General features: G+C 64.8%; 16 protein-coding genes. 12 read left to right on the forward strand and 4 right to left on the reverse strand.

Annotated elements, in window-relative coordinates:
* Positions 1–20: 20 nt before the first annotated feature.
* Together AC4D2W_RS10940 and AC4D2W_RS10945 are read right to left on the reverse strand one after the other, a co-directional pair.
* The gene (locus tag AC4D2W_RS10940; protein WP_490926935.1) at positions 21–773 is read right to left on the reverse strand and encodes a ZIP family metal transporter; all 753 of its coding nucleotides are present in this window, start codon (positions 771–773) and stop codon (positions 21–23) included.
* A gap of 60 nt (positions 774–833) precedes the next feature.
* Entirely contained in the window at positions 834–2132 is a 1299-nt protein-coding gene (locus tag AC4D2W_RS10945) for a multidrug effflux MFS transporter (RefSeq protein WP_490926936.1), read from the reverse strand.
* A gap of 255 nt (positions 2133–2387) precedes the next feature.
* Here AC4D2W_RS10945 and AC4D2W_RS10950 point away from each other — a divergent pair, with 255 nt between their 5' ends.
* Positions 2388–3296 (forward strand): DUF5996 family protein, encoded by a 909-nt coding sequence (locus AC4D2W_RS10950; RefSeq protein ID WP_490926937.1) that lies wholly within the window; start codon positions 2388–2390, stop codon positions 3294–3296.
* Positions 3297–3323: 27 nt separating this feature from the next.
* On the opposite strand, the gene AC4D2W_RS10955 is transcribed toward AC4D2W_RS10950, so the two are convergent.
* Complete coding sequence (locus AC4D2W_RS10955; RefSeq protein WP_490926938.1) at positions 3324–4007, reverse strand: GntR family transcriptional regulator; 684 nt, start codon at positions 4005–4007, stop codon at positions 3324–3326.
* A gap of 65 nt (positions 4008–4072) precedes the next feature.
* Positions 4073–5557, reverse strand: a complete 1485-nt coding sequence (gene tcuA / locus AC4D2W_RS10960) for an FAD-dependent tricarballylate dehydrogenase TcuA (RefSeq protein WP_490926939.1) — start codon at positions 5555–5557, stop codon at positions 4073–4075.
* A 237-nt stretch (positions 5558–5794) separates the two neighbouring features.
* Here tcuA and AC4D2W_RS10965 point away from each other — a divergent pair, with 237 nt between their 5' ends.
* The 11 genes from AC4D2W_RS10965 to AC4D2W_RS11015 all read left to right on the forward strand — a co-directional run bounded on the left by AC4D2W_RS10965 (position 5795) and on the right by AC4D2W_RS11015 (position 16887).
* A complete protein-coding gene (locus AC4D2W_RS10965) occupies positions 5795–6775 on the forward strand; it encodes a Bug family tripartite tricarboxylate transporter substrate binding protein (protein ID WP_490926940.1) in 981 nt (326 codons plus the stop codon).
* On the forward strand, positions 6772–7419 hold the full coding sequence (locus tag AC4D2W_RS10970; RefSeq protein ID WP_490926941.1) for a tripartite tricarboxylate transporter TctB family protein: 648 nt from the start codon (positions 6772–6774) through the stop codon (positions 7417–7419). Before AC4D2W_RS10965 ends, AC4D2W_RS10970 begins: the two co-directional genes overlap by 4 nt.
* Positions 7419–8957, forward strand: a complete 1539-nt coding sequence (locus AC4D2W_RS10975) for a tripartite tricarboxylate transporter permease (RefSeq protein WP_490926942.1) — start codon at positions 7419–7421, stop codon at positions 8955–8957. The genes AC4D2W_RS10970 and AC4D2W_RS10975 overlap by 1 nt, the downstream gene beginning before the upstream one ends.
* Before the next feature lie 121 nt (positions 8958–9078).
* The gene (locus AC4D2W_RS10980) at positions 9079–10029 is read left to right on the forward strand and encodes a sugar-binding transcriptional regulator (protein WP_490926943.1); all 951 of its coding nucleotides are present in this window, start codon (positions 9079–9081) and stop codon (positions 10027–10029) included.
* A 99-nt stretch (positions 10030–10128) separates the two neighbouring features.
* The gene (gene deoC, locus AC4D2W_RS10985) at positions 10129–10785 is read left to right on the forward strand and encodes a deoxyribose-phosphate aldolase (protein ID WP_490926944.1); all 657 of its coding nucleotides are present in this window, start codon (positions 10129–10131) and stop codon (positions 10783–10785) included.
* On the forward strand, positions 10785–12131 hold the full coding sequence (fucP, locus tag AC4D2W_RS10990; RefSeq protein ID WP_490926945.1) for an L-fucose:H+ symporter permease: 1347 nt from the start codon (positions 10785–10787) through the stop codon (positions 12129–12131). The genes deoC and fucP overlap by 1 nt, the downstream gene beginning before the upstream one ends.
* Entirely contained in the window at positions 12118–13140 is a 1023-nt protein-coding gene (locus AC4D2W_RS10995; RefSeq protein WP_490926946.1) for an aldose 1-epimerase family protein, read from the forward strand. The genes fucP and AC4D2W_RS10995 overlap by 14 nt, the downstream gene beginning before the upstream one ends.
* A gap of 4 nt (positions 13141–13144) precedes the next feature.
* Positions 13145–14062, forward strand: a complete 918-nt coding sequence (rbsK, locus tag AC4D2W_RS11000) for a ribokinase (RefSeq protein ID WP_490926947.1) — start codon at positions 13145–13147, stop codon at positions 14060–14062.
* A 244-nt stretch (positions 14063–14306) separates the two neighbouring features.
* Positions 14307–14762: a DUF3817 domain-containing protein gene (locus AC4D2W_RS11005; RefSeq protein ID WP_490926948.1), complete on the forward strand. Its 456-nt coding sequence runs from the start codon at positions 14307–14309 to the stop codon at positions 14760–14762.
* A 275-nt stretch (positions 14763–15037) separates the two neighbouring features.
* Positions 15038–15976 (forward strand): carbohydrate ABC transporter permease, encoded by a 939-nt coding sequence (locus AC4D2W_RS11010; protein WP_490926949.1) that lies wholly within the window; start codon positions 15038–15040, stop codon positions 15974–15976.
* Positions 15973–16887 (forward strand): carbohydrate ABC transporter permease, encoded by a 915-nt coding sequence (locus AC4D2W_RS11015; protein WP_490926950.1) that lies wholly within the window; start codon positions 15973–15975, stop codon positions 16885–16887. Before AC4D2W_RS11010 ends, AC4D2W_RS11015 begins: the two co-directional genes overlap by 4 nt.
* The last annotated feature ends 69 nt before the right edge of the window (positions 16888–16956 follow it).

Below are 16956 nucleotides of genomic sequence, written 5' to 3' on the forward strand. Positions count from 1 at the left end.
GTGCGCAGTGCCGGAGCGGCTCAGCCCAGCTCGTGGATGGAAAAGGCCGCAAGGAAACCCAGTGCGGCAATCAACCCGGTGAACATGTGGCTTTCCTCGAAGGCTTCCGGAATCATCGTGTCCGCCAGCATGGCCAGGATTGCGCCGGCGGCAATGGCCGTGATGAAGGCGATGAGTTCCACGGGGGCGTTCTGCAGGGTCAGAAAGCCAACCATTGAGGCAATGCCGCAGATGACTGCGATGCCGCCCCAGACACCAAAAACGTATTTGGCGCTGCGCCCCGAGCCCTTCATGCCGGCGGTGCTGGAGAGACCTTCAGGGACGTTGGAAATAAAAACTGCCGCCAGCATCGCCGGGCTGACGGCCGAAGCGGTCACCAGACCGAGCCCGAGCACCACGGATTCGGGGATTCCGTCCAGCAGGGCACCGATGGCAAGGGCACTGCCGCTGCCGGGCTGGTCGGCTTCGCTGGGCTGCCGGGAGCCGGAACGCTTGCGGTGCCGCGCACCGGCCCGGGCCAGCAGGAGGTTGGCCCCAACGTAGGCAACCGCGCCGGCCAGGAAACCGCCGATCGTGGGCCGGAGCCCGCCGCCTTGGACGGCCTCGTCAACAAGTTCAAAGGCCAGCGCCGAAATCAGCACCCCGGAGCCGAAGGCCATGATCGAGGAAACAACCTTGGGGTTGATCTGCCATTTCCAGGCGATACCGGAGCCGACCACCAGCGCCGATCCGGCAACCGTTCCCCACAGTAATGCCGCAAACCACGAGCCCAAAGCGTGTCCTTCTCCTGAATGCCGATATCCGGTACTCAGGATACTTACTTTTTTCCGTGGCTAATTTTTACCCAGGTCCACGGTGGCCGCGGTATCGGCCTGCTCGCCTGCGCCGTCGCCCGGGCCGTCCAGCCTGGCCACTCCGCCGCGCCGGTAGGCCGGCGTGGCCAGGGCAAGGATGAGGGTCATCAGCACGCAGCAGCCGATGATGACGCCGGACATCGCCAGCGCCCCGCCGCCGAACACTCCCACCAGAGGACTGACGACGCCGGCGATTCCCACCTGCAGGGCGCCAATCAGAGCGGCTGCGGAACCGGCCATGTGGCCGTAGCCGCCCAGGGCGGTGACGGTGGCGTTGGCGGCGATCAGTCCGTGCATGCCCAGCACCAGCCACAGGCCGGCGGCCAGACCGAAGACCCCGCCCAAACCGGTGAGGATGATGACCGGCAGCAGCAGGGACAGTCCCAGCAGGACGGGGACGGTGACGCGCATGATCCGGGTGGGGGAGGAGCGGTGGACCAGGGCGGCGTTGAGCTGTGCGGAAAGGACCATTCCGGCTCCGTTGATGGCGAACACCAGGGCATACTGCCCGGGGGTGAGGCCGTATTCGTCCTGGAACACAAACGGGGAGCCCACCACGTAGCTCATGATCACGGCCATGCCGAGGCCGGGAATGATGGACAGGGCCAGGAAATGCCGGTCCCGCAGGAGCACCTTGTAGCCGCGGAAAACGCTTGGCCCGCCGCTGGTGCGCCGCCGTTCCGCCGGCAGCGTTTCAGGCATGAACCGCCAGACAATCAGCACCAGCACCAGGCCGATCAGGGCCAGCGCCACGAACACGGCCCGCCACTGCCAAATGCCGGCGACCGCCTGGCCGATCGTGGGCGCCAGCAGCGGCGCCAGTCCGATGACCAGCATCAGCCGCGACAGCAGCCTTGCGGCGTCCGAGCCGACAAAACGGTCCCGGATGACGGCGATCGCCACCACCCCGGCCGCGGCGTTGAAGAATCCCTGCAGGACCCGCAGGCCAATGAGCGTGCCGATCCCCGGTGCAACGGCACACAGCAGGGACACAATGACGTGGAGGCTGATACCGATCAGCAGGGGCAGGCGCCGGCCGAAGCGGTCCGAAAAGGGTCCGATCACCAGCTGCCCGACGGCGGCTCCAATGAGCGTTCCCGACATCGTGAACTGCGCTGCGGCCTGGCTGGTATGCAGTTCCGTGGCGACGGTGGGCAGCGACGGCAGATACATGTCCGTAGTGACCGCCGGCAGCGCCGCCAGGGCGCCCAGCATCAGGACGTATTTGATCCCCGGGCGATGCTGGGGGCGGGTGCCGGTCCTGGGGGGAATGCTCAACGGTGCTCCTGGGTTCAGTGCAGGGGAAGAAGGAGGAAAGGACGACGGCGGCCCCGTCCAGCCTAGGGGTGCCCCCGGTACGGAACAAGAGCGGCCCGCAGTGGCGTGCACCACTTCCGCACACCCCGGGTCCGGCGAAGCAGCCTCCGGATGCCTGCAGTTCGTTGACCCCGAAACAGCCGTCTTTCACACTGGGAGGAGCCCGGAGGTGCAGTACCGGCTGCGGCTCCCGCCACTTTCGAAGGGGCACATCCCATGGACAAGAGATTCCTCAACTACGACGACTGGCAGGACACCGCCGACACCCTGCATCTGTTCCTGCAGATGGCGGGCAAAGTGAAGCTGGAGCGCAGCTACAAACGGCCCCAGTGGGCGCACATCCGCCTGGACACCACCATCCATGGCATCGGTACCGGCATCATTCCCGCCGAGAACTGCAATTTCGAGATTTATTTCAATCTCGCCCGGCACCATGTGGATGTGCAGAACAGCCTGGGCACGCGGGTCCGGATACCACTGCTGGACGGACTCAGTGTTGCCGATTTCCACCGCGAGCTGATGGCGTCGCTGGATACGATCGGCACGCCGACGCCCATCAACACAACGCCGCAGGAGTTTTACGACCCCACACCTTTCGAGCGGGACACCAAACACCACTCCTATGACCGGGACGCGGTGGAGCTGTTTCTGGCGAACCTGCAGTTCGCCTACCGGTCGCTGGCCGGGTTCCTGGCGCCGATGCGCGGAAAGGTGGATATGCCGGCATTCTGGTTTGGCACCATGGACCTCTCCGGCAACGTCTTCAGCGGCCAGCCCGCACCCTACACGGGAACGGATTCCATTGGCCGGAACGGCTTCGATGAGAAGTTCTGCGAGTTTGGCTTCTGGCCCGGGGATACCAAGTGGGATGCGCCGTCGTTCTACGCCCTCCCGTATCCCTTCGTGGCGGATATCGGCAGCTACGGATCCCTGCTGGCGCCGCGAAAGGCACAGTTCCTGGCCGAGGAGAGCGAGTTTGTCTTCCGGCTGGAGGATGCCTTTGCCGCGCCGGATCCGCAGCGGGCGGTGGAGGAATTCTGCCGGAGCAGCTTCGCGGTTCTGCAGCGGGTGGACCGCTGGAAAGACTTGGACTGGATCACCGAACCGCTGACCTACGGGAGTTAGCTGCCGCGGAACCCGGCGGGTAGGAACCTAGCGGGTGTAGGGACGCAGCGGCTGTTCCAGGGCGCCCTCGCGCAGCAGCATCAGCCGGATCCGCCGCGCGGTTTCCATGTGTTCGCGGGCCACCCGGCGCGCGGTCGAAACATCCTGCCGGTCAATGGCGCCGATCAGCGCTTCATGTTCGTCCAGGGCATCAGTCCAGCGCTGCTCCACGGACAGAGTGGAGCGGGGCGCGTGGATCAAGTGAGTGGAGAGGCGTTCCAGCAGGTCGGTGAGCACCGGGTTGTGCGCGCACTCCCACACCGCGGCGTGGAACTCGAGGTTGGTGGTGATCCGGGTGTGGTCATCCGGATCCGAAAGCTTCCGGTCCCGTTCCAGCAGTGCTTCAAGCCGCATGAGGTCAGTGAACTGGCGGGACCGGGCCGCCTGTCCCGCTGCTTCTTCCTCCAGCAGGATGCGCATGTCGTAAACCTGGATGACCTGCGCAGGGTCCACCTGGGGAACCTGCAGCCCCCGGGCCACCCGTTCCAGCAGCCGTTCCTGCTGCAGGCGGGAGAGCGCCTCCCGGACCGGAGTGCGGGAGACGCCGAAGCGCTCCGCCAGTGTTATTTCCCGCATCGGGGTCCCGGGGCCGTGCACGCCGGAGAGGATCTCGCTGCGGAGCGCCGCGAAGATTGCCTCGCCGTCAATACGTGCTGATGCTGCTGGGGCCACGGGCATGTCCTAGGAAGAGTAAAGGAAAAGTGCTGAAACGAACGGAGCCAACTTTACGCCCGGTCCTAGGCCAGCGAACCCGCCCGCCGGCCAAACACGCAGCCCGCCGCCAGGCCTGATCCGCCGGGGTAGTTGATGCTGAACAGTCCGCCCAGCATCTCGCCGGCGGCGAAGAGCCCCGGGATGGGGTTGCCCTCGGCATCGAGCACGCGGCCCGAGGTGTCGCCCTTAACCCCGCCGAAGGTGAAGGTGATCCCGCAGGTGACGCCGTAGGCGTAGAACGGTCCGGTCTCCAGGGGAACCGCCCAGTTGCTCTTGGCCGGTTCGGTGGCTGCGGCGCGGCCGTCCAGGACGTTGGGATCAAAGTCCACGCTGCGGTCAATGGAGGAGTTGAATACGGTGACGGTCTTCTCCAGCGCCTCGGCGCTGATGCCGATCTTCGCGGCCAGTTCGCCGATGGTGTCCGCGGTTTCCACCGAGACCCCGGGCATGTCATATTCCTCGGTGCGCAGCATGGGCCGCAGCATGGCATCGAAGATCTGCCAGGCGACGGAGCCGGGCTGCTTCAGGATTTCGCGCCCGTACTTGGCATAGGTGTAGTTCCGGAAGTCCGCGCCCTCGTCCAGGAAGCGCTCGCCGTCGCGGTTCACGATGATTCCCAGCGGATAGCTCTGCCGGGTCAGGCGGTTGGTGAGCTCGCGGTTGCTTTCGTTGTCCTCGGTGAAGGCATCCCACTGCACGCTGTGGCAGGTGTTCCAGTCGCCGCCGCGTGCCGCGCCGATTTCCAGTGCTGCCAGGATCATGTCGCCGGTGTTGCAGGGCGTGCCGCGCACCTTGGCGTTTTCCCAGCCTTCGCCGAGGTGCTCGCGGCGCAGCGCCGGGTCAGATTCGAAGCCGCCGGCAGTGAGGATCACGGACTCGGCCTGGATTTCATAGTCGCCGTCCGGACCGGCAACGACGACGCCGGTCACGCGGCCGCCGTCGTGCAGCAGCCTGGTGGCCGGGCTGGCGTAACGGATGTCGACGCCGTGTTCCCGGGCCGCGCGGGTGTGGTCGGCCATCATGCCCTCGCCGCCGCCCACATTGCCGACATGCAGCCCGCCCCAGAACAGGTAGCCGCCGTCCGGGCGCTCGTAGGCCTGGCGCTCGTACATGAGGCGGTACTTCAGCCCGAGGCTGTTCAGCCAGCGCAGCGTTGACTGGCTCTCCTTGATCAGCACCTCGGTCATGTCCGGGTCATTGCGGCCCTCGGTGACCTTGGCCAGGTCGGAAGCGTAGTTCTCCGCCGTGTAGGGAGGCACCTCCGTAGTGGCGTGCCTGTCGTCAGGCTCGATGAGTCCGGCCAGGTCCTCCAGGCCGCCATGGACAATCCGAGTGGCACCGGCCGTATAGAAGCTGTTGCCGCCGGAGAGGGCCTCGGAACCCTTCTCCAGCAGGATCACCGACCGCCCGCGCTCGGCGGCGGCGTGTGCGGCAGTGAAGCCGGCGTTGCCGCCGCCCACCACCACTACGTCCGTGCTGACGGAACCGGGATTTTCTGCCACTGCCATGTGCTGCTCCTGACTCATTGCATACCGTTGTATACATCGACGCTGCGAATGGCATTGAGTCTACGGTTTCCGGCGCCTGCGTCAAATACGGGTCACGACGGTTCCGATTGTTACCTGGGACACACGGGTTTATTGTGGTGATCCACGTCACCTGCGATATATGTATGTCCTTGTGTACAACCAATACACCTGCACGGGGCATCGTCCGTCCGACAACGAAGTAATGGAACGGGAACAATGAAACAGTCCATCCGCACGGGGGTCTTTGCCCTCGTAGTCGCCGTGGTTACGGTCCTGGCGTTCGTCAACGCGGCAGCATCAGGCGGCACCGCCACCGCGCGCAGCAAACTGACCCTGATTGCGCCGGCAGCGCCGGGCGGAGGCTGGGACGGGTTCGCCCGCGAGTCCCAGCAGGCTCTGCGCAGCAACGGAATCGTCAACAATCCGCAGGTGGTGAATGTCCCCGGCGCCGGCGGCACCATTGGCCTGAGCCAGTTTGTGCAGACTCCGGGCCGGGAGGACGCCCTGCTGGTCACCGGCGGCGTGATGATCGGCGCCATCGAGCTTGCCGACAACCCCGAATCGATGGCGGACGTCGTGCCGATTGCCCGCCTCGCGGACGACTTTGACGTCCTGGTGGTCACGGCTGATTCTGACTTCCAGACCCTGGACGACTTCCTGGCGGCCTGGAAGGAGAACCCGGGCGGCAACTCCATCGGCGGCGGTTCGCTGGGCTCCATCGACAACCTGCTTAGCGGCCTGCTCGCCCAGGAAGTCGGCATCGACCCCAGCGAGGTGAACTATGTGGCCTACTCCGGCGGCGGCGAGGCCCTCACCTCGCTGCTCTCCCACACCACCGCCGTGGGCATGTCCGGCTACAACGAAGTTGCGGACCAGATCGAGGCCGGCACCCTGCGGGCTTTGGCCATCTCCTCCGAGGAGCGGCTGGACGGTGTGGACGTCCCCACCTTCAAGGAACAGGGCGTGGATGTTTCCATGTCCAACTGGCGCGGTGTGGTGGCTGCCCCCGGCATCACCGACGAGGCCAAGGCCGAGTTCATTGCCATCATCACCGAAATGCGCGAGTCCGATGAATGGAAAGACACCCTGGAGCGCAACAGCTGGACTGACAGCTTTGCCACCGGGGAGGAATTCGAAACCTTTATCGAGGACGAAGTCTCAACGGCCAGCACAATCGTAAAGGAGCTTGGACTATGAGCCTCGCCCAGGACAAGCCCGCACCGCTGAAGACTGACGCGCCGCCGCGCCGGCCGGCGCTGGAGGGCCGCAGCGAACTGGTGGTGGTGGCGGTGCTTTATGCCGTGGCCGTTTTCCTGACCATTGGCACCGCCACTATGAACGTCCAGGGCAGCGCCTCGCCCGGACCCCGGTTCTTTCCGATCCTCGTGTGCATTGCGCTGTATACCGTGGCTACGACCCTTGCCATTTCCGTGATCCGGCGTCCCAACGTTCCCGATACCCGGATCCATCCGGGCCGCGGCAACTTCTCCGGCGCCATGCTGGATGACCTGTCCGGCGAGCATGAGTTCGCCGCCCGGCATAACGACGACGGCGGCGATGCCGCCCGAGCAGGGGCTCCCGCCGTCTACAAGACCTATTCCGACTGGCGCACCGTCGGCCTGGTGATCGGCGGCGTCGTGGTCTTCACCGCAGCGCTGAACATCCTCGGCTGGATCATCAGCGCCGCCTTCTTGTTCTGGGTCATCTGCTACGCCATGGGCAGCAAGCGTCCGCTCTTTGATGTGGGCGTCTCACTGCTGTTCGCCTCCGCCGTCCAGCTGGCGTTCAACGCCGGCCTGGGCCTGAACCTGCCCTCCGGCTTCCTGGGAGGGATGCTCTGATGGATCAGATTGGACTGCTTTTTGAGGGATTCGCGCACGCGCTGACTCCCGTGAACCTGCTCTGGGTGCTGATCGGCGCCGTGCTGGGCACCGCCGTCGGCGTCCTGCCCGGCCTGGGCTCCGCAATGGCCGTGGCGCTGCTGCTGCCGGTGACCTTCTCGCTGGAACCCACGGCCGCGTTCATCATGTTCGCCGGAATCTACTTCGGCGGGCTCTTCGGTGACTCCACCGCGGGAATCCTGCTGAATACCCCCGGCAACTCCTCCGCCATTGCCTCCACCTTTGAGGGCCACCGCATGGCCAAGAACGGCCACGCCGCCAAGGCGCTGGCCACGGCGGCCATCGGCGCCTTCATCGGCGGGCTTATCGCCACCACGCTGGTGGTGTTCTTCGCTCCCACGCTGGTGCGCCTGGCCACGGTCTTCGGCCCGGCGGAGTACTTCGCCCTGGCCGTCTTCGCCTTCCTGGCCATCTCCGCCGTCGTGTCCGAATCGGTAATCCGGGGCATCGCCGCCCTGGGAATCGGCCTGGCCTTGGCGCTGGTGGGCATCGACGGGCCCAGCGGCACCGCCCGCTTCACCCTCGGCCTGCCGCAGCTCTTTGACGGCATCTCCGTCATCGTCATCACCGTGGGCCTGCTGGCACTGGGCGAAGTGTTCCATGTGGCCTCCCGCATCCACCGCGACCCGGTGGCCACCCGGCTGGAAACCCGCGGCAACGCGCGCATCAACTTCAAGGACTTCCGCAAGGCCCTGCCGGCCTGGCTGCGCGGCACCGCCTTCGGTGCCCCGTTTGGCCTGATTCCCGCCGGCGGCGCCGAGGTTCCCACCTTCCTGGCCTACGGCACGGAAAAGACGCTGGCCAAGCGGCGCAAGGACCCGGAGTTCGGCACCACCGGCTCCATCAAGGGCCTCGCGGCGCCGGAAGCGGCAGCCAACGCGACGGCGGGAACCGCCATGGGCGCGCTGCTGGCCCTCGGTTTGCCGACGTCGGCCACGGCGGCCATCATGCTCGCCGCATTCCAGCAGTACGGCATGCAGCCGGGTCCGCTGCTCTTTGAGCGCAGCGGCGATCTGGTCTGGGCGCTGCTGGCCTCGCTGTTCATCGGCCTGGTCATGCTGCTGATCATCAACCTGCCGTTCGCCAGCGTCTGGGCCAAACTGCTGACCATTCCCCGGCACTACCTCTACGCCGGCATCACGGTGTTCTCGGTGCTGGGCGTGTACGCGGTGAGCTCCTCGTTGATCGACCTGTGGCTGCTCATCGCCGTCGGCCTGGTGGGCTTCATGATGCGCCGCTACAGCATTCCGCTGGCCCCGGTGCTGATTGCGGTGATCCTGGGCCCGATGGCGGAGACTGAACTGCGCCGCGCCCTCGCCGTGTCCGAAGGGGATCTGGGCATCCTGGTGGGCAGCCCCATCACCGTCACCCTCTACCTGGTGCTCGTGGTTGCCCTGGTGGTCAGTGCCCTGCAGCACCTGCGGCACCGCCGCGAGGACCGCCGGGCGGCAACTGCACCGGAGCTTGAAACGGTGTAACCTCCCGTCACGAAAACCTAAGGGCCGGCCGCGGTTAACCGCGGCCGGCCGTTTTGTGCGCCGGAAGATGGAAGAATCACTGTGGGCAACCTCACGGTGAGGGGCGGACAAAGGAGTTCCAATGGATGCGCGCGAGAACCAGGCGCTGGACGCGGTCAAGCTGTATTACGAGGCCGGACTGTCCCAGGGCGAAGTGGCACAGCGCCTCGGTTTGTCGCGTCCCACGGTTTCCAAGCTCATTCAGTACGGCAAGGACCGGGGTTACGTCACGATCGCCATCCACGACCCCCGGGAGCAGGGATCCACCCTGGCAGCGGAGCTGCGCGAAGCTTTCGGCCTCGCGGATGTCCGGCTCGCCGTCGTTCCCGATGCCCCGCAGCTGCTGGGCGAACTCGGCAAGGTGGGAGCCGGCGTGCTCGCCGAGAACGTCCGCGACGGGGATCTTGTGGGCGTCACCTGGGGTTCCACCATGTACTCGGTGGCCCGGAGCCTGTCCCGGCAGGAACGTCACGGCGTGGAAATCATCCAGCTCAAGGGCGGGGTTTCCTACACAACCCGCGCCACCAATGACTTCGAAACCATCACCTTGTTCTGCAATGCCTTCGGCGCGTTTGCCCGCACCCTTCCGCTGCCTGTCATTTTTGACAGCGTGGAGGTCAAGCGGCTCGTGGAGGAGGAAAAGCACATCCGCAAGGTGATCGAGATGGGCCGGGAGGCCGACGTCGCCGTCTTCACCGTCGGCGCCATCCGCCCCGATGCCATGCTGTTCAACCTCGGCTACCTCAGCGAAACTGAAAAGGCCGGCATCTCCGCCCGCGCCGTCGGCGACATCTGCTCCCGCTTTATCGACGACGACGGCAACGCCTGCGTGCCCCAACTGGACGAGCGGACGGTCGGCATCACCCTGGCAGACCTGCGCGGAATCCGCACCCGGCTTCTCGTCGCCGGCGGGGAAGAAAAGGTGACAGCCATCGAGGCCGCCCTGCGGGCCGGCTACGCGACGCACCTCGTGATCGACTCCGATACGGCGCAGCGCGTGCTGAATGCTACCCGGCGGCGGGCAGCCTCCTAACGCGGCGTGCCGCAGGCAGGCACACATGTAAAACAGCAATTTGACATGTGTTCCAAGCCACTTCTACAGTGAGTAAAAACCCTCAATGAGGAGGCTCACATGTCGAAGATTTCGCAGCTCATCGATCACACACTGCTTGCCCCGACGGCAACAGCCACGCAGATCGAAACCCTTGTCCAAGAAGCCGTTGAACACGAGTTCAAAACGGTCTGCGTCAACCCGGCCTGGGTGGCCCTGGCCAGCCGTGCCGCTGCAGGCACACCGGTTGGCGTCTGCACCGTCGTCGGGTTCCCGCTGGGCGCCTCCACCACCGCCGTCAAGGTTTTTGAAACCAAGGACGCGCTGGCCAACGGTGCGGATGAAGTGGATATGGTCATCAACATCGGCTGGGCACTCGCCGGAGCCTGGGACGACGTCGAAGCGGAAATCCGCGCCGTCGTCGAGGCCGCCGGGGGCAAGGCGCTGGTCAAGGTCATCCTGGAAACCTGCCTCCTCGATGACGAGCAGATCGCCGAAGCCTCCCGCTGCAGCGTCGCCGCGGGTGCCGACTTCGTCAAGACCTCCACCGGCTTCTCCAAGCACGGCGCCACGGTGGAAGCCGTGCAGATCATGCGCGAAACCGTTGGCCCGGACCTGGGCGTCAAAGCCTCCGGCGGCGTCCGCACCGCCGAGGATCTGGCCCGCATGGTCGAGGCCGGCGCCACCCGGATCGGCGCTTCGGCGGGAGCAAGCATCCTCGCAGGCAGCACCCTCTAATGCTCTTCAAGACTTCCGCCGTCCAGCAGCCGGACGGCTACCTCAGCCGTATTCCGTGGTTCCAGTTCCTGCTGATTTCGCTCTGTTTCCCGATGTGGGGCGCCGCTGCCAGCCTGAATGACATCCTCATCACCCAGTTCAAGTCCGTGTTCACGCTCTCGGACCTGGCCACTGCGTTTGTACAGTCCGCCTTCTACGGCGGCTACTTCGTCATCGCCATTCCGGCCTCGCGCATCATCCGCCGGTTCACGTACAAAACCGGCATCCTGATTGGCCTGGGCGTGTACATCCTTGGCTGTGCCGCATTCTTCCCGGCCTCACACATGGCCACCTACAGCATGTTCCTGGTGGCACTGTTCGCCATTGCGATCGGCCTCAGCTTCCTGGAGACCGCCTGCAACACCTACTCCACGCTGCTGGGCCCCAAGCCCACTTCCACCTGGCGCCTGAACGTTTCCCAGACCTTCACGCCCATCGGCTCCATCCTGGGCATCCTGCTGGGCAAGTACCTGGTCTTCACCGACGGCGACACGCTGGAAAGCCAGATGTCCACCATGTCGGCGGAGGAAAAGGTTGCCTTCAGCGCCGACATGCTGCAGCGAACCCTGATGCCGTACAAATACATCATCATGATCCTCGTGGTGGTCTTCATCGTGGTGGCACTGACCCGGTTCCCGCACTGCAAGCCGCTGCGGGACAAGACCCACGAGGCCACCGCCCGGATCGGGGAAACCCTGGCCTACCTGGCGCGCAACAAGGAATTCCTGCGCGGCATCTTTGCCCAGTTCATGTACGTGGGCATGCAGACCGCCGTATGGTCCTTCACCATCCGGCTGGCCCTGAACTTGGACGATTCGCTCAACGAGCGCAACGCCACCAACTACATGTTCTTCGCCTTTGTGGCCTTCTTCCTGGGCAAGATGGCAGCCAACTTCCTGATCACCCGGTTCAACGTCAACGCAGTCCTGATGGGCTTCGCCGTGCTCGGCAGCCTGGCCCTGGTCTACGTGATGCTGGTACCGAACATCACCGCCGTCTGGGCCGCGATCCTGGTTTCCGGGCTCTTCGGACCCTGCTGGGCCACCATCTTCGGCCGCACCCTGGACACCATTGAGGATAAGCGCCACACGGAAACCGGCGGCGCGGTGCTGGTCATGGCCATTGTCGGCGGTGCAGTGATCCCCGTGGTCCAGGGCCTGGCCTCGGACCTGACCGGCTCCCTGCAGCTCTCCTTCGCGGTCTCCCTGGTCTGCTTCCTGGCGGTCTTCCTGCACTTCCGCCACCTGCGCCGCAGCGAGGGACGGGCCGCCGGCCTGGAAAGGACCGCAGACCATGTATCGCATTAATCTGGCGCGCGGCTCCTTCTCCGCCGCTGAAACCACTCTGGTGGAATCCTCGGAATTCACCGTCACCGCCGTCCGTTACCCCAGCGGCGTCGAATCCGTGACCCTCCGCAACTCCCGCGGCCGGGTGGAAGTCCTGCCGTTCCTGGGCCAGATGATCTGGGACGCGGAGTTCGACGGCGTGAGCCTGCGGATGGATTCCACCTTCCGCCAGCCCCGGCCGGCCCAGCTGATCGAGGACACCTACGGCTGCTTCGCCTTCCACTCGGGCCTGCTCTCCGCCGGATGCCCCTCCCCGGAGGATACGCATCCGCTGCACGGCGAGTTCCCCTGCGCGGACTTCGACGAAGCCTGGCTGGAAATCGACGCCGACTCGGTGGCGGTCTCCGGGCGCTACGAATATGTGAAGGGCTTCGGGGACCATTACGACGCCGTTCCCGCCGTCCGGCTGCATGCCGGTTCGGCGATGTTCGACATCGACCTGACGGTGACCAACCTGTCCGCTGCACGCACCATGCCGCTGCAGTACATGTGCCACATGAACTACGCCTTCGCGGACGGGGCGCGGATGACGCAGTCCTTGCCTGAGGGTGCTTTCGTACTGCGGGACAGTGTTCCGGCGCATGTCACGCCCACGCCGCAGTGGACGGCCCTGAACGAGGCCATCCGCAGCGGGCAGGTCAATCCGGACATCCTGGATGCTGCCGCGGGATATGACCCGGAGATTGTCTTTTTCGCCGATGGGCTGGATTCCCTCGGCGGGAAGCTGGAGTTCCTCCTCGAGCGGACCGACGGCGTCACCTTCGCCACCCGGTTCGCCGGCGCGGACTTCCCGGTGGCCACCCGGTGGCTGCTGCACAACGGTGACCAGCGCGTGGCCGCCTTTGTGCTGCCGGGGACATCCCGGCCGGAAGGATCCCTCGCCGCAAAAGCAGCGGGAACGTTGATTGAACTGGCGCCGGGAGCATCCCGCTCCTTCTCCGTCAGCACCGGCATCAAAGAGAAGGCTTAGTTTCATGGATATTGCAGTAATCGGTTCCAACATGGTGGACCTGGTCTCCTACCTCAGCCGGATGCCGGACGAGGGCGAAACCGTCGAAGCCTGGGATTTTCAGATGGGCTGCGGCGGCAAGGGCGCCAACCAGGCCACGGCCGCCGCACGTATGGGTTCCGCGGTGCTGATGCTTACCCGCGTCGGAAACGACGCCTTTGCCGAAACCACCCGGCGCAACTTCGAAGCCAACGGCATCGACACCACGTACGTGCTGGAATCCGAGGCCACCAGCGGTGTGGCGCCGATCTTCGTGGACGACAACTCACGCAACTCCATTGTCATCGCCAAGGGCGCCAATGCCCTGCTCACGCCGTCGGACATTGAAGACGCGGCGGACGCCATCGCCGCGTGCTCACTGATCGTGCTGCAGCTGGAAGTGAACCTCGAGACTGTGTACGCGGCCATCGACTTCGGCAACCGGCACGGCATCCCGGTGCTGCTCAATCCGGCTCCGGCCACTGAGGACCTGGACTTTGCCCAGGTGGCCCGCTGCGACTACTTCGTGCCCAATGAAACCGAACTGGCCCTGCTCACCGGCATGCCGGTGCAGACCCTCGAAGAGGTGCAGGCCGCAGCGCAGACCATCCTGGACCACGGCGTCAAGAACGTCATTGTGACCATGGGTTCCCGCGGTGTCCTCTGGCTCTCCGCAGCTGGATCCGTCCTGCTGGAGGGACGCACCGTTCCGGCCCTGGACACCACGGGTGCCGGCGACGCGTTCATCGGCTGCTTCAGCCACTGCCTGGTGGAGACCGGGGATATCCGGGCCTCGCTGGTAACAGCCAACGACTACGCCGCTGACTCGGTGACGAAGCGCGGCACGCAGACGTCCTACGCGACCCGCGCTGAGTTCGATGCGGTTCTGGCCGCCCGCGGTTGATTCTCCCGCGGCTGATCCTTACCCGGAAAAGGGCGTCCCTTTCCGCTTGCAAAAGCGGCAGGCGGCGCCCTTTGCCGTTGGACGGCAACGTAAACAGGGTCCCACCGGGGTCAATCAAAGGGTTGATCTTCCTCGCATTGCCTCCTCTGCAGACCGGCCGGGGGCGCCTGCCGCGGTACGATACTGACAACTCGTTGGTAACTTCGCGTTACCGCAAGCTCCACGCCCCGACCGAGAGAGCCCGATGACTCCCCGTACTTTGTTCCGCAGCCTGGCCTTCGCCGAGGCCGTCACCTGGACCCTGCTGTTGGCCGCCATGTTCACCAAATACGTCCTGGACAATGAAACCTTCATGCCGATCGCCGGGGGAGTGCACGGCTTCGTGTTCCTCTCCTACGCCGCCAGCACGGTCTTTGTGGGAGTAAACCAGAAATGGTCCGTGCCGACCATCTTCCTGGGACTGGTCACTGCCGTCATTCCGTACACCACCATTCCGTTTGAACGCACCATGGACCGGCGCGGAAAGCTCGACGGCGGGTGGCGCCTGGCTCCCGGCGGCGAGGCCCCCGCGGGTCCCGCCGAGAAGGTCCAAGCCGTGGTGCTGCGCCGTCCGGCCCTGTCGGCAGCGGCGGCGCTGGTGGTCATCGCCGTCGTCTTCATCGCCCTGCTGGTCATGGGCCCGCCGGTTTCCGTAAGTTAGCCCCGAATTACCTGTCCAGGCATATGCAATGAAATTTGCATATGCCTGGTTTTGTCTCCGCCCATGTTCACAGATTATTGGCCCTGAGTTTCCTTGCCTATCTTCAAAGATTAGGTACTGTGACTCAGGCAACACTAACGTGCCGGCCCTGATTTAGGCCGGATGATCATGGACGGAAAAGCAATGAAAATATCATGCAGTAAATTACTGCATCCGGAGGGGACCGTCCGCTGTCCACGCACCGCCTCAAACCCCGCTTTCACGGACACCGAAGCATGAGTTCCATCAGCAAACCAGCCTTGGAAACACCGCCTTCGCCCGCAGCGCCGCGGCTCGCGGCGGACCGCGGCAGCATCAGGGCCTTGTGGTATCTGGTTCCCGCCCTGCTGGTTTTTGCACTCTTCCTTTTCTACCCGCTGGGCCGGTCGGTTTTCCTCTCTTTCCAGGGCAGCGACCTCTTTGGCAGGCCTTCGGGTTTTGTCGGTTTCGACCAGTACACCCGGCTCTTTACCGATTCCGGTTTTTGGACCGTCATGGGAGTAACCCTCGGTTTTACGCTGCTGACGGTGATCCCCTCCATTGCAATTGCACTGGGCCTCGCCCTGCTGCTGCACCAGAAAATCAAAGGCGTCCGGTTCTTCCGTACGGCCTTTGCGCTGCCTTTCGCCTATTCGGTGGCCACCGCATCCGTAATTTTCGGAGTGATGTTCAACCAGGCCACGGGAGTGCTCAACGGGATGCTGGGCTTCTTCGGACTGGACCGCGTGGGATGGCTCACGGATCCCGCCTGGGCACTGGTTTCCGTTTCACTGGCCACGGTCTGGATGCAGCTGGGCTACAACCTCCTGGTCCTCTCCGCGGGACTCGGCGCCGTGTCGGAGGACGTGGTGGAGGCGGCCCGGCTGGACGGCGCCCACGGATGGCGGATGCAGCGTTCCATCATCATGCCGCTGCTGACCCCGCAGCTGTTCTTCCTGCTGGTGACCGGAACCATCCACGCCCTGCAGAGCTTCGGGCAGATTCACATCCTCACCAAGGGCGGCCCGCAGGACAGCACCACCACGCTCGTGTACTCCATCTACGAGCAGGCTTTCGCGAACAATAATTCAAACTTCGGCTATGCCTCCGCCCAGGCCGTCGTGCTGCTGATCATCGTGGTTGCGGTGTCCGCGGTCCAATTCGGCGTCCTGGAACGAAAGGTGTTCTACCGATGAGCCGCGCAACTGTCTCCGCAGCCGCACCCCGGACGACCGGTGCCCGGAGGTCCGAGGGCCGTGCCGCTGCACCGCTGAAGCGGCAGCGGCGCCCACTCACGCTGGGCCGTGTCCTGTCCTACGCCGCCCTGACCCTGGGCGCCGTCGTCGTTCTCTTTCCGGTCTACTTCGGATTTGTTGGCTCCTTCATGGGCCCGGCGGACATCAACGCCTATCCGGCATCCCTGTGGCCGCTGCACGGATTCCAGTTCGAAAACTTCACCGGCGCCCTGGACAACATTCCGCTTGCCCGCCAGTACCTGAACTCCGTGGTCATGGCGGGGCTGATCACCGCCGGACAACTGATTACCTCACTGCTGGCCGCCTACGCCCTGGTGTTCCTGAAGGTGCGCTGGAAGGCATTCTGGTTTGGCCTGTTCCTGTGCAGCATGATGGTGCCCGCCGAAGCGATCATCATCCCGAACTACCTGACCATGTCCTCAGCCGGACTGATCAACACGGTGCCGGCCCTGGTGCTCCCGTTCCTGGCCCACGGATTCGGCATCTTCCTGCTGCGCCAGGCGTTTATGTCCTTCCCGGTGGAACTATGGGAAGCCAGCCGCATCGACGGCGCCGGACATTTCCGGTTCCTCTGGTCCGTGCTGGTTCCGCTGTCCAAGCCCACCCTGGCCGCACTGGGAATCTGGTCCTTCCTCTCGGCGTGGAACATGTATTTCTGGCCGCTGCTGGTGACCCAGACTCCGGAAATGCAGACCGTCCAGATCGGCATCACCCAGCTCCGGTCGGCGGACAACTTCAACGCCGGCCTGGTCCTCGCCGGCACGGTGCTGGCCATCATTCCCACCCTGCTGCTGGTGATCTTCGGCCAGCGCTTCATTGTCCGCGGCCTCACCGCGGGATCCATCAAATAAGCACCCATAGGCCACTGCGCCTGTGGAACCATCCGGAGCATCCGCTTCGGAACAAACCTTTGAAGGGAA

Source organism: Arthrobacter sp. TJ-58 (assembly GCF_058269295.1).